At 29.0% G+C, this 13,439-nt stretch carries 11 protein-coding genes; 3 read left to right on the top strand and 8 right to left on the bottom strand.

From position 1 onward, the window contains the following. Window positions 1-114 precede the first annotated feature (114 nt). A complete protein-coding gene (gene secA / locus MC378_RS01985) occupies window positions 115-3,447 on the top strand; it encodes a preprotein translocase subunit SecA (protein ID WP_242177038.1) in 3,333 nt (1,110 codons plus the stop codon). 81 nt (window positions 3,448-3,528) lie between these two features. On the opposite strand, the gene folE is transcribed toward secA, so the two are convergent. The 7 genes from folE to nadC form a co-directional block, all read right to left on the bottom strand. Further along, window positions 3,529-4,194 (bottom strand): GTP cyclohydrolase I FolE, encoded by a 666-nt coding sequence (gene folE / locus MC378_RS01980; protein ID WP_420850993.1) that lies wholly within the window; start codon window positions 4,192-4,194, stop codon window positions 3,529-3,531. 108 nt (window positions 4,195-4,302) lie between these two features. Then, window positions 4,303-5,670 (bottom strand): histidine--tRNA ligase, encoded by a 1,368-nt coding sequence (gene hisS / locus MC378_RS01975; protein WP_242177036.1) that lies wholly within the window; start codon window positions 5,668-5,670, stop codon window positions 4,303-4,305. Window positions 5,671-5,771: 101 nt separating this feature from the next. Next, entirely contained in the window at window positions 5,772-6,719 is a 948-nt protein-coding gene (locus MC378_RS01970; protein ID WP_242177035.1) for a YihY/virulence factor BrkB family protein, read from the bottom strand. 3 nt (window positions 6,720-6,722) lie between these two features. Then, entirely contained in the window at window positions 6,723-7,295 is a 573-nt protein-coding gene (locus tag MC378_RS01965) for a pentapeptide repeat-containing protein (RefSeq protein WP_242177034.1), read from the bottom strand. Window positions 7,296-7,303: 8 nt separating this feature from the next. After that, window positions 7,304-7,672 (bottom strand): copper resistance protein NlpE, encoded by a 369-nt coding sequence (locus MC378_RS01960; RefSeq protein WP_242177033.1) that lies wholly within the window; start codon window positions 7,670-7,672, stop codon window positions 7,304-7,306. A 5-nt stretch (window positions 7,673-7,677) separates the two neighbouring features. Beyond that, a complete protein-coding gene (locus tag MC378_RS01955) occupies window positions 7,678-9,780 on the bottom strand; it encodes a M3 family metallopeptidase (RefSeq protein ID WP_242177032.1) in 2,103 nt (700 codons plus the stop codon). A 16-nt stretch (window positions 9,781-9,796) separates the two neighbouring features. Further along, window positions 9,797-10,657 (bottom strand): carboxylating nicotinate-nucleotide diphosphorylase, encoded by an 861-nt coding sequence (nadC, locus tag MC378_RS01950; protein WP_242177031.1) that lies wholly within the window; start codon window positions 10,655-10,657, stop codon window positions 9,797-9,799. Window positions 10,658-10,719: 62 nt separating this feature from the next. On the opposite strand from nadC, the gene rlmH reads away from it, so the two are divergent. Further along, complete coding sequence (rlmH, locus tag MC378_RS01945; RefSeq protein ID WP_242177030.1) at window positions 10,720-11,193, top strand: 23S rRNA (pseudouridine(1915)-N(3))-methyltransferase RlmH; 474 nt, start codon at window positions 10,720-10,722, stop codon at window positions 11,191-11,193. Window positions 11,194-11,196: 3 nt separating this feature from the next. On the opposite strand, the gene MC378_RS01940 is transcribed toward rlmH, so the two are convergent. Further along, window positions 11,197-12,390 carry a helix-turn-helix domain-containing protein gene (locus MC378_RS01940; protein WP_242177029.1) on the bottom strand — a complete coding sequence of 398 codons (1,194 nt, stop codon included), beginning with the start codon at window positions 12,388-12,390 and terminating at the stop codon, window positions 11,197-11,199. Window positions 12,391-12,842: 452 nt separating this feature from the next. On the opposite strand from MC378_RS01940, the gene MC378_RS01935 reads away from it, so the two are divergent. Then, window positions 12,843-13,424, top strand: coding sequence for a non-canonical purine NTP diphosphatase (locus MC378_RS01935; protein ID WP_242177028.1), 582 nt, complete (start codon window positions 12,843-12,845; stop codon window positions 13,422-13,424). The last annotated feature ends 15 nt before the right edge of the window (window positions 13,425-13,439 follow it).

The following is a 13,439-nucleotide window of genomic DNA, read 5'->3' as shown; positions in this document are numbered from 1 at the left end:
TAAAGAGGCTTTTTTTTTGTTTTCTTTTAATCAAGAAAACTGTTTTTCAGGGTTTAAAAAAACCTGATACGGAACTATAATACAGTTATTAATTTAGCTGAAAACAACATAATAATGAGCATTTTAAATTCAGTAATCAAACTTTTTGTTGGTGATAAACAAGAAAAAGATTTAAAAATTTTACAACCTATTGTTGAAGATGTAAAAAAATTCGAAGTAGAATTTTCTAAACTTTCTCATGATGGGTTAAGGGCAAAAACCATAGAGTTTAAAGAAAGAATAAAAACAGCCACTAAAGAATTTAATGATAAAATTGCTGATTTAGAAGAAGAAGCAAAAACGGCTGATATAGATAGACAAGAAGACATCTATACAGAAATAGATGCTTTAAAAGATGAAGCTTATAAAGTTTCTGAAGAAACGCTGAATAAAATTATGCCAGAAGCTTTTGCGGTTGTTAAAGAAACAGCAAAACGTTTTGTAGAAAATAAAGAAATAGAAGTTACTGCATCTGCTTATGATAGAGAATTATCTGGAATTAGAGAGCATGTAATTTTAGAAGGAGATAAAGCTATTTGGCAAAACTCTTGGGATGCTGCAGGAAAACCTGTTACTTGGGATATGGTACATTATGACGTTCAATTAATTGGAGGTTCTGTTTTACATCAAGGTAAAATTGCTGAAATGATGACCGGTGAAGGAAAAACATTGGTTTCTACCTTACCTGTATATTTAAATGCTTTAACAGGAAACGGAGTTCACTTAGTAACTGTAAATGATTATTTAGCAAAACGTGATAAAGCATGGATGGGACCTATCTTTGAATTTCATGGTTTTACAACAGATTGTATAGATTACCATCAACCAAATTCTGACGAACGTAGAAAAGCATACAATGCAGATATAACCTACGGAACAAATAACGAATTTGGATTCGATTATTTACGTGATAACATGGCAAGCTCTAAAGATGATTTAGTTCAAAGAGCTCCAAATTACGCTATTATTGATGAAGTAGATTCTGTTTTAATTGATGACGCAAGAACTCCTTTAATTATTTCTGGTCCCGTTCCGCAAGGAGATAGACACGAATTTAACGAACTAAAACCATTGGTTAATGATTTAGTAGGAATTCAAAGTAAATATTTAATTGGTGTTTTGGCAGAAGCTAAGAAACTAATTGCAGCAGGAGATACCAAAGAAGGTGGTTTTCAACTATTAAGAGTTTACAGAGGATTACCTAAAAACAAAGCATTAATTAAGTTTTTATCACAAGAAGGAATCAAACAAATTCTTCAAAAAACAGAAAACTATTATATGGCAGACAACAATAAGTTGATGCCAGAAGTAGACGAAGCTTTATGGTTTGTTATTGAAGAAAAAAATAATCAAATTGATTTAACAGATAAAGGAATTGCACATTTATCAGAGAAAACACAAAATGATACTTTCTTTGTTTTACCAGATATTGGTGTAAAAATTGGAGAAATCGATAATTCTGATGCAACATCAGAAGAAAAAGCTGTACTAAAAGAAGAATTATATAAAGATTTTAGTATTAAAAGTGAGCGTATTCATACCATGAATCAACTTTTAAAAGCATATACTGTTTTTGAAAAAGATGTAGAATATGTGGTAATGGACAATAAAGTAATGATTGTTGATGAACAAACAGGTCGTATTATGGACGGTCGTCGTTATTCTGATGGTTTACACCAAGCAATTGAAGCAAAAGAAAATTGTAAAATTGAAGATGCAACACAAACTTTTGCAACAGTAACTTTACAAAATTACTTTAGAATGTACAGAAAACTGTCTGGAATGACAGGAACTGCCGTAACAGAAGCTGGTGAATTATGGGAAATATACAAATTAGATGTTGTAGAAATTCCTACTAACAAACCTATTCAAAGAGATGATAAACAAGATTTAGTTTACAAAACTGCTAGAGAAAAATACAACGCAGTAATTGAAGATATTGTAAAATTAGTTGATGAAAAACGTCCTGTTTTAGTAGGAACTACTTCTGTAGAAATATCAGAATTATTAGGTAGAATGTTACAAATGCGTAAAATTCCACATAATATCTTAAATGCAAAATTACACAAACGTGAAGCCGATGTTGTTGCTGAAGCTGGTAAACCTGGTGTTGTAACCATTGCAACAAATATGGCTGGTCGTGGTACCGATATTAAATTGACCGAAGAAGTTAAAAAAGCTGGTGGTTTAGCAATTATTGGTACAGAAAGACATGACTCTAGACGTGTAGATAGACAGTTAAGAGGTCGTGCAGGAAGACAAGGTGATGTTGGTTCTTCTCAATTTTACGTAGCTTTAGATGATAATTTAATGCGTCTTTTTGGTTCTGATAGAATAGCCAAAATGATGGATAGAATGGGCTTAAAAGAAGGCGAAGTAATTCAGCATTCAATGATTACTAAGTCTATTGAAAGAGCACAAAAGAAAGTAGAAGAAAATAACTTTGGTATTCGTAAGCGTCTATTAGAATATGATGATATTATGAACTCGCAACGTGAGTTTGTATACAAAAGAAGACGTAATGCTTTAGACGGAAAACGTTTGCAAGTTGATATTGCAAATATGATTTATGATACTTGTGAATCTATTATCAATAGCAACAAAGCTGTTAAAGATTTTCAGAATTTTGAGTTTGAATTAATCAAATTCACATCAATGTCTTCTCCTTTTTCTGAAGATGATTTCAACAAACTTTCAGAAAAAGAATTAACCGATACATTATATGATATTGTTGTTAAACATTACAAAAACAAAATTGAAAGAAATGCCGTTTTAGCATTTCCAGTAATTAAAGATGTTTTTGAAAATGAAGGTGATAGATATGAGCGAATTGTTGTTCCTTTTACAGATGGAACAAAATCTTTACAAGTTGTAACCAATTTAAAAGAAGCTTATGAAAGTGAAGGAAAAAGTTTGGTTACAGACTTTGAGAAAAATATCACTTTGGCAATTATAGATGAAAACTGGAAAGATCATTTGCGTAAAATGGACGAGTTAAAACACTCTGTACAAAATGCCTCTTATGAGCAAAAAGATCCTTTATTAATTTATAAATTTGAGGCTTTTGAATTGTTCAAGAAAACAGTTGATGAAATAAATAAAGAAGTATTATCTTTCTTATTTAAAGGAGAATTGCCAACGCAAGATGCCAATCAAATTTCTGAAGCTCGTCAACAAAAAAGAGAGCGTTTAAATACTAGTAAAGCAGATGTTCAGAATTCTACTGAGCAAGCTATTCAAAACTCTAGACAACAAGAACCTGTTGAAACAATTGTTCGTGATCAACCAAAAATTGGTAGAAACGAACGTGTTACGATAAAGAATGTAATGAGTGGCGAAGAGAAAGAAGTTAAGTTTAAACAAGCAATTCCTTTAATTGAAAAAGGAGAATGGGTTTTAGTCAGTTAACTAAAAAGTTAAAATACTTATAAATAAAAAACCGTTTAGATAATTTCTAAACGGTTTTTTAATATTATATAATCTAACTTCTTAAAACTGAGTATCCATTTTTAAATAATCTAAAAACTCTCTCTTTGTTTCTTTATTTTTGAATTTACCTCCAAATTCTGCTGTAACTGTAGAACTTTCTATATCTTTTATTCCTCTTGAATTTACACATAAATGTTTTGCATCTATTACACATGCAACATTTTCTGTTCCTAAAGCTTCTTGCATCGCCTGTACAATTTGCATCGTTAAACGTTCTTGTACTTGCGGTCTTTTAGAAAAATACTCTACAATTCTATTCATTTTAGAAAGTCCAATTACTTTCCCATCAGAAATATATGCAACATGTGCTCTACCAATAATTGGCAATAAATGATGCTCGCAGGTAGAGTACACAACAATGTTTTTTTCTACCAACATTTCACCATAATTATAATTATTGTCAAACGTAGATGCTTTAGGCATATTTTTAGGATCTAATCCCATAAATAGTTCATTAACAAAAGCTTTTGCAACTCTTTTCGGGGTTCCTTGTAAGCTATCATCTGTTAAATCCATTCCTAAAGTGGTTAAAATATCTTTAACACTTTCTTGGATTTTCGTTATTTTTTCTTCATTAGAAATATCAAATGCATCTGGTCTTATTGGGTTTTCCGCAGAAGTTGCCACATGATTCTCTCCTAATTCTTCAATTCTTTCGTCATTCATTTTGCTGTTCAATTCAAACATTTCATTCTTTATTAAAGTGCAAATTTACGTGTTTGCAACGTATTATTTTAATTTCTCAATAAATTAAAACTATTTTACTATAATCCCTTACTCCTTTAACTGATTCACTAATTCTGATAATGTACAATTAACTTGTTCTCCTGAAATCATATTTTTTAAAGTAAAAACATCCTTATTAACATTAGCTACAACAAATTCAATTTCTCTATTAGTTACGTATTTCCATTGTCGTTTTTGTGCCTTATTACTTTCACCTAAATCAGGATAAAATTCTGATTTAATATTATATTCTCTTAAACTTTTAATTGCTTTCATTTTTAGAATATCTGTAGCTGCATCAAAATTTAAAAAAATAACTTTGGGTTTTGGTAAAGCAACGGTTTTAAACAAACCTAATTCTTCTAAGACTAAATAAATTCTATCTAGTCCAAAAGAAATTCCAACTCCAGAAACATCTTTTAATCCAAAGATTCCTGTTAAATCGTCATATCTTCCACCACCACCAATAGAACCCATTTTTACACCTTCTGGTGCAGCAACTTCAAAAATAGCACCGGTGTAATAATTTAATCCTCTCGCCAAAGTAACATCAACTTCTAATGCTACTGTTTCTAAGCCCAATTCTTCAACAGAATTAATAACAAAACGCAACTCCTCTACTCCATTTGTTCCTTCTTCAGAAGTTGATAACATACTTTCTAATGAAGCTAATTTATCTAAATTAGAACCTGTAAAATCGAACAAAGGTTGCACTTTTTCAATGGCATCTTCGGTAATTCCTTTAGATAACATTTCTTTTACAACTCCGTCTTTACCAATTTTATCCAACTTATCTAAAGCAACTGTAAAATCGATTAATTTATCTTGAGCACCTATAACTTCAGCAATTCCAGATAATATTTTTCTATTGTTTATTTTGATGCTTGTTCCTGCTAAACCTAATTTGGTAAAAACAGTATCATATAATTGCACAAATTCTACTTCTTGCCATAAAGATTTACTACCAACAACATCAGCATCACACTGAAAAAACTCTCTAAAACGACCTTTTTGAGGTCTGTCTGCTCTCCAAACGGGTTGTACTTGATACCTTTTAAAAGGAAAGGTAATATCGTTTTGATGCTGTACAACGTAGCGTGCAAATGGCACAGTTAAGTCGTAACGCAAAGCTTTTTCTGATATTTGGGAAGTGACTTTTAAACTGTTTTTTTCTGATAAAAGAGTTTCATCAGCTTTCTTTAAAAAATCACCAGAATTTAAAATTTTAAAAATCAAACGATCTCCTTCTTCTCCATATTTCCCCATTAGGGTTGATGAATTTTCAAAACTTGGTGTTTCTATAGGTTGAAAACCGAAAGTTTCAAAAGCAGTTTTTATCGTATTCATTATATACGTTCTGTTAGCCACTTCTGTTGGCGAAAAGTCTCTGGTTCCTTTTGGAATACTTGGTTTCATATAAATCAATTATCAATGTTCATTTACCATTTATCAATACATCAGAATACTGATAACTGTTAAATGATAATTGTTTTGCGAGTGCAAATATCGTGAAAAAGTTATAATTTTTTAGGAGTTGTAAAAGTTTTATTTCTTTGCCTTAAACTGTATAAAGAGGCATTTAATTCAAACCCTAATAAGAGAATAATTGCATTTAACCATACAAATAACATCAATATTAAAAGTGTTCCAATAGAACCATACAATTGATTGTATTGTGCAAATTTAACTACATAAATTCCGAATAAATAAAATGTAAATAAAGAAACTACTGTGGTTAAAATGGCTCCTGCAGAAAAGAATTTGGTTTCTTTACCTTGTTTAGTACCGTATCTAAACAGTAAAGACACTACTGTGAAAATCATTACTAAAAACAAGAAACTTTTACCAATATAAAATAGATTTAGGTCACTTGTATTTAACCAACCATTTTCATCTATTTTAGATAATGCTACTTGATATAAAATAAGTGTAGTAATGGTTACTATTAAAAAAAGGGACATTAATAAAGAAACACCCAACGAAATAAAATACGCTTTAAAAACATTTCGGAACTCTTTTACATGATACGAATATTCGAAACCACCAAAAATAGCATTTACACCATTTGTCATTAAAAATATAGATAATAAAAAACCAAAAGAAAGCAAGCCTCCATATTGATTATTAATGATATCTCCCAGAACAGTATTTACAGCTTCAAAAGTTTGGGGTGGTAAAATTTCTTTGATAAAAGAAAACAAACCTTCTTGAAAACCTTCTATAGGAATATATGGAATTAATGTAAGAATAAATAGCATAAAAGGAAAAACAGCCATAAAAAAACTGAATGCAATTCCCCCCGCTCTAGTTGTTAACGCTCCTTTTACAATTCCAATAATGTACATTTCAATTACATCATACAAAGACATTCCTTGTAACCCTGGAATTTTTATTCCTTTCCCAAATCTTACCAAGAGATTTACAACTGGAATTTTTTCTAATTTGTCTTCTATTTCTTTTGTCATTACTTATGATACAATAACGTTATAAACAAATAATAATCCAGCAACATTTTCCTTACTAAACCTTGCTCCTTTTAAACGATTATTTTCTGGGTGAATATTAAAATTAGTAGAAGTTATAAAATCTGACTTTTCTAAATTTGTTCTATCAAAAATAGCTCCTTTTAAATTACAATTATCAAAAATTGAACTTGTTAAAATAGTTTCTGTAAAATCTACCTCTTGCAAATTACAATTACTAAATAAAGTCTTTGGTATTTTTAATTGATAAAAAGAAGAAAAACTTAATTGACAAACTTTAAAACTAAATTGTAATAAAAAAGGATCGCACTCATTAAACTTAATACCTATCATTTTACAATTTATAAATTTCACATCTTTAAAAGCCGTATCTTTTACAATTGTATTGCTAAAATTACAATCAAAAAATTGGCATTCTACAAACTGAATATTTGATGCCTGAATTCCTTCGAAACTACAATTGGTAAAAACACAATTGTCATATTCTCCTTTTTTGATTTTCGTTTTTGTGAAATCAATTTTAGTAAATTCTTCGCTATCAAAATAAGCATCTGTCATCTATAAATTTATTCTTGTTTTATCAATTTATAATTCAACTCACTTTCAATTTTATGACCATCAATATCTAGTAATTCAATATAGTTATTTCTAATTTCATATTTAAAAGGCGACTGTTTTAATTCTAAAAAGAGTTTTCCTTCTTTAACAGTATACTTTCCCGTTTCTTTAAAAATACTATCGTTCCCTTTTCCTTTGTACATTTTTTCTAAAACAAAAGTACTATCGGCATTTAAAGTCATTTTATTGTCTATACCAGCACAATCTCCACAAGGAAATTCACCTTTGTAAATACCTGTAATATTTTTAACTTCATTGCTTATACAAGAAGAAAAAAGAAAACATGCAACTACCAAAACTTTTAAAATTTCTTTCATTTACTTTATTTTAAACCTCTAGCTTGTAACATTGGCGCTGCTTTAGGACCTCTACCTGCAAAGGTTTTATACATTTCTGCATAATCCATCGTATTTCCTTTTGATAAAACTTGTTCACGGAATTTCTGTCCGTTTTCTCTTGTTAACAAACCATTGTGTTTAAACCAATCATACGCATCATGACTCAACATTTCTGTCCACAAATAAGAATAATAACCTGCAGAATACCCACTACTAAAGATATGTGCAAAATAGGTAGAACGGTATCTTGGTGGAATTTCATCTACATTTAATTTCATACTTTTTAAAGCATCAGCTTCAAATTTTGCAACATCGTCAATTGTATCATCTGCCGAAATTGTATGCCATTTCATATCTAAACTAGAAGAACATAAATTTTCTATCATAGAATATCCTTGATTAAAAGTCCCAGCATCTTTAATTTTTTGCAATAATGCTGCAGGAATCACTTTTCCTGTTTTGTAATGGACTGCGTAGTTGTTTAAAATATCTGGATGTGTAGACCAGTTTTCATTAAACTGAGATGGAAATTCTACAAAATCTCTTGCAGTACTTGTACCAGAAATAGATGCATACTTTTGATTCCCAAAAAATCCGTGTAATGCGTGTCCAAATTCATGAAACATGGTTTCTACTTCATCAAAACTAAGCAATACAGGTTCTCCTTCTGCCGGTTTGGTTGTGTTACAAACGTTATATATTACGGGTTTTTGATTACGTAATTTAGATTGTTTTACAAAGTTACTCATCCACGCACCACCACGTTTGCTATCTCTTGCAAAATAATCTCCAAAAAATAAACCTAATTTACTTCCGTCTTCCTCAAACAATTCATAAACCACAACATCTGGATGATAGGTTGGTATATTTGTACGTTTTTTGAATGTAATTCCATATAATTTTGTAGCAGCATAAAAAACGCCTTTTTCTAAAACATTTGTCATTTCGAAATAAGGTCTTACATCATCTTCATTTAAGTTATACTTAGATTTACGCACTTTTTCTGCATAATAATTCCAATCATAAGCGGCTAATTTAAAGTCTTTTCCTTCTTTATTAATTTCAGCTTGAATTTCTTTTATTTCAGAAGCTGCTTTCTCTAAAGAACCCGGAATTAAACTTTTAAACATCTCAAAAACCTTATCAGGTGTTGCAGCCATTGTTCCTTGTAAACTCCAACTTGCATAATTATCATACCCTAAAATTTGCGCTTTTTGAGCTCTTAATAGCACCATTTTTTTAACAATATCACTTGTATCATATTCGCCAACATCTGCTCTATGAATCGATTTTTCAAATAATTGTCTTCTAATTTCTCTATTCTCTAAAGTTTGTAAAGATGGCTGTTGTGTTGTATTTATCAACTGAATTTCATAGGTACCATCTTTTTCTAAAGACTTTATTTTTTCTTCAGAAAACCCTTTTAATTGAGCTTTATCTGTAACTACAATTCCGCCTTTTTTACTAGCATCTAATAGTTTTTTTCCAAAATCATTAGACAAACTTGCTATTTCTGAATTTATTTCTTTTAATTTTTCTTTTTTATCCTCAGACAAGTTTGCTCCTGCTTTAGAAAAATTCTTAAAATATTCTTTTACTAAATGATTTGATTCCGGATCTAAATTAGCTTCAGGAAGGTTGTTATAAACTGTTTTAATTTTTTCAAACAACTTCGTGTTTAATAAAATATCATCGCTATGCTTCGAAAACTTAGGTGCTAATTCTTTTTGAACCTCCTTGATGGTATCATTTGTATGTGCACCTGCCAATCCATAAAAAACAGCCGTAACATCATCTAGTTTTTTACTACTCTCTTCTAAAGCTAGAATGGTATTATTAAAAGTTGGGGCATCTGTATTTTGAGTAATTTTTTCAATTGCCTCGTTTTGCAATCTCATTCCTTCTAAAATTGCAGGTAAAAAGTGTTTTGCTTTTATTTTCGTAAAATCTGGCGTACCGTATTCTAAGGTGCTTTTTATTAATAAAGGATTTTTAGAAATATCCATCTTATTTTCTTTTTTAACTTCTTTAGTGTTGCAAGAGATTACAAGTACTAGTGAAGCTGCTATTGTTATGTATTTTTTCATATTATTTTGATTAAGATTAATCAATCGCTTTTAAACTTAGGTCTAAATTATAAACAGAATGCGTTAATGCACCAGATGAAATAAAATCGACACCACATTCTGCATATTTTCTAATTGTTTTTTCATTAATTCCTCCAGAAGATTCTGTTAAGCAAGTATTGCCAATTAAAGCAACCGCTTTTTTAGTTTCTTCATAATTAAAGTTATCTATAAGAATTCTATAAACACCTTTATTAGACAAAATTTCTTTGATTTCTTCTAAACTCCTTGCCTCTACAATAATTTTGATATCAAGTTTTTTTTCTGCTAAATATTTCTTTGTTTTGGTAATTGCAGCAGTAATACCACCTGCAAAATCTATATGATTGTCTTTAATCATTACCATATCATACAAAGCAAAACGATGATTTTCTCCTCCTCCAATTTTTACAGCCCATTTTTCAATGGCTCTAATTCCTGGAGTTGTTTTTCTGGTATCTAAAACTTTTGTTTTTGTTCCTTTTAATAAACCTGTAAAAAAAGCTGTTTTTGTTGCTATTGCAGACATTCTTTGCATGGCATTTAACACCAAACGTTCTGCCATTAATATGGATTGTGATTTTCCTGAAACATAAAAAATAACATCTCCATATTTTACTTTTTCGCCATCATTTATAAATGTTTCTACTTGTAAATCTTTGTCTACATAAGAAAAAACTTGTTTTGCAAATTCAACACCAGCAATAATTCCATCTTCCTTTACCAACAATTTTGCTTTTCCTTGAGCATCTGAAGGAATACAAGAAAGTGATGTATGATCTCCATCACCAACATCTTCTCTAATGGCATTTTTTATTATTAAATCTAATTCGTTTTTAAATTGTGCTTCTGTTATCATGCTAAAAATTTATTCTGATGTAAAAATAGTAATTCGTAATTCATAATTCATAATTTTGCTGTATGAAAATTAAATTAATAGCAATCGGTAAAACGGATAACAAACAATTAATTCAGTTAATTGATGAATATCAAAACCGATTAAAACATTATATCAAGTTTGAGTTAGAAATCATTCCGGATATTAAAAATGTGAAGAATTTAAGCGAAGCACAACAAAAAGAAAAAGAAGGGGAATTAATTCTATCCAAATTACAAAACACAGATCAATTAATTTTGTTAGATGATAAAGGAAAACACTTTACTTCTATCGAATTTTCTAAATATTTACAGAAAAAAATGAACTCTGGTATTAAACAATTGGTGTTGGTAATTGGCGGACCTTATGGTTTTTCTGATACTGTTTATACAAAATCTGTTGGAAAAATATCATTATCTAAAATGACTTTTTCCCATCAAATGATTCGTTTATTTATTGTCGAACAACTTTATAGGGGCTTTACTATTTTAAAGAATGAACCTTATCATCATGAATAATTATTAACTCTTTTTTAATTTTACATAATCTTGAGGAGAATACGTTGTAATATTTTTGAAAGCAATAAAAAACGGATTGTACGAAGCAAACCCTGTGGTATACGCTAAAGATTCTAATGTTTCTGAATTTAAAAAACCTTCTTTTATCAATTTAACAGCATCTTGTATTCTACAGTTCTTTCTATATTCTGAAAAAGAAATTTTAGAATGATATTTAAATAAATACACAATATGGCTTGTAGGAACACCTAAATTTGCTCCAATATCACTTTGAGAAACTTTATGATTTCTAAAGATGAATTGTTCTGTGCTTAATTTATCTATCTCATGAATATAACTTTCAATATTACTTCTAATAATCCCTTGTAATTTCTGGTCTTGACTACTCTTTTTAATATCTGTATCTAATACCCAACTACTCCCTATTTTAATATTTATAGGTGGTATAGATTCTTTATTTTCAAGTAATAATGGATCATTAAATTTTAATAACGTTTTATTAAGAATAGGAAGACCGTATAATATTTCTGGTGATACTAAAATTTTAAAAAAGATAAATAGCCAAAAAAATAATGAAAAAATAGCCATTGTTTTTCCAGACACAATAGTCCCTTTGCTAAATTCTGTATACAAAGATATTAATATCATAATACTACTAAGGGTATTAATTATATACAAACTTAATGTCCAATTTTTAACTAATTTAAAGTGCTTACTATTTAAGAGGAGGTTTTTTCTAAACCATATTTTTTTACTTAACAACCTAAAGACCAATACTAAATAAAAGATTAAAAACATTGCTACATAAAACAAGTTGGTCATAGATCCAAAATAAAATATAAAGCTATTGTCTAAGGCTTCATTTGAATTAATAAAGTATAGAAATACAATAAAAATAAGATGTTTTAAATCTTTTATATTATATGTTTTTTGAGGAAATGTTAAGTACTTATAATATAAATAAGAACATGGAACAATAATTAAATACAATATAGATGAGATACCAGTATCTGCTCTAAAAACGGTTTGTAAACCTAAATTATAGCTACCATGAATAAAAAAACGAAAAGAAATAATACTGATGATAAGAACTAAAAATAAATTACAAAAAGGATTAGACCTATAAGACCTTAACATTATTGTTAAGGTAACAAGACCTATAATACCTGTAAACAAAAACAGAAAGGATTCTATCAAACTTTTTCTTAATAATTTTATCTTTCAAAAGTAAGACAAATACTTTCTCTATAAAAAAATAGTTTACTGATATGCTAAAACTCTTACTGATTCTTCTAAAACATTAACCTTATAAATTTTTCAATAAGATTAATTGTTTATTTAGTTTTATTTTTGAGTAGTATTTATAAAGAGTTTGAATTTAGCAAAAATTCATTAAAAAAGCTTGCCAATATCATTTTTTATTACAAAATAAAATGGGTAATTATTTATAATTCGGGGGAAGAATAATATACTTACTTAAACTTTTTTGTAAGTCTACATTGGCAAGTTATCTTTATAAAAATTCAAATCAAAATCTATCTAAGAGATTTTTTTAAGTAGAACAATCTTCATTCACCATATTTTTTAACAAGTTAAGACCTTCTAAAATCTCACTCTTAAATTTCTTACATTTGCTGAAATTAAAACAAATGAAATTAGTTTTTGCAACCAATAATTTAAACAAACTTGCTGAAGTGCAAAAAATGTTACCCAACTCGATAGAGCTATTGAGTTTAAAAGACATTCATTGTTTTGATGAAATTGACGAAACGGAAACAACTTTAGAAGGTAATGCCAAATTAAAAGCAGATTACATTACACAAAAATTTGGTTTTAATTGTTTTGCCGATGATACAGGTTTGGAAGTAGAAAGTTTAAATGGAAAACCTGGTGTCTATTCTGCTCGTTTTGCAGGAGAGCCAAGTAATTCTGAAAACAATATGCAGAAATTAATTCTTAAACTAAAAAATAAAACCAACAGAAAAGCACAATTTAGAACTGCAATTGCTTTAAATTTAAAGCATCAGAAAATTCTTTTCGAAGGTGTTTGCAAGGGAGAAATCTTAACAGAAAAAAAAGGGAAAAAAGGTTTTGGTTACGACCCTATTTTTAAACCTGAAGGTTTCAATAAATCCTTTGCTGAGATGAGTTCTGAAGAAAAAAATAAAATTTCTCATAGAGGAATTGCAATACAGAAATTAGTTGCTTTTTTAGAGAAAAACTACTCATAAAATTGTCATTATAAA

The organism is Polaribacter marinus (genome assembly GCF_022662535.1).
GTDB lineage: Bacteria > Bacteroidota > Bacteroidia > Flavobacteriales > Flavobacteriaceae > Polaribacter > Polaribacter marinus.
Note: the sequence above shows the minus strand (reverse complement) of the source record. Positions and strands in the feature narration are given on the sequence as shown.

Excerpts from the sequence above, each read along its gene's own strand:
- secA (WP_242177038.1), top strand. The coding sequence starts at position 115 with ATGAGCATTTTAAATTCAGTAATCAAACTTTTTGTTGGTGATAAACAA.
- folE (WP_420850993.1), bottom strand. The coding sequence starts at position 4,194 with ATGAATGACGAAAGAATTGAAGAATTAGGAGAGAATCATGTGGCAACT.
- hisS (WP_242177036.1), bottom strand. The coding sequence starts at position 5,670 with ATGAAACCAAGTATTCCAAAAGGAACCAGAGACTTTTCGCCAACAGAA.
- MC378_RS01970 (WP_242177035.1), bottom strand. The coding sequence starts at position 6,719 with ATGACAAAAGAAATAGAAGACAAATTAGAAAAAATTCCAGTTGTAAAT.
- MC378_RS01965 (WP_242177034.1), bottom strand. The coding sequence starts at position 7,295 with ATGACAGATGCTTATTTTGATAGCGAAGAATTTACTAAAATTGATTTC.
- MC378_RS01960 (WP_242177033.1), bottom strand. The coding sequence starts at position 7,672 with ATGAAAGAAATTTTAAAAGTTTTGGTAGTTGCATGTTTTCTTTTTTCT.
- MC378_RS01955 (WP_242177032.1), bottom strand. The coding sequence starts at position 9,780 with ATGAAAAAATACATAACAATAGCAGCTTCACTAGTACTTGTAATCTCT.
- nadC (WP_242177031.1), bottom strand. The coding sequence starts at position 10,657 with ATGATAACAGAAGCACAATTTAAAAACGAATTAGATTTAATAATAAAA.
- rlmH (WP_242177030.1), top strand. The coding sequence starts at position 10,720 with ATGAAAATTAAATTAATAGCAATCGGTAAAACGGATAACAAACAATTA.
- MC378_RS01935 (WP_242177028.1), top strand. The coding sequence starts at position 12,843 with ATGAAATTAGTTTTTGCAACCAATAATTTAAACAAACTTGCTGAAGTG.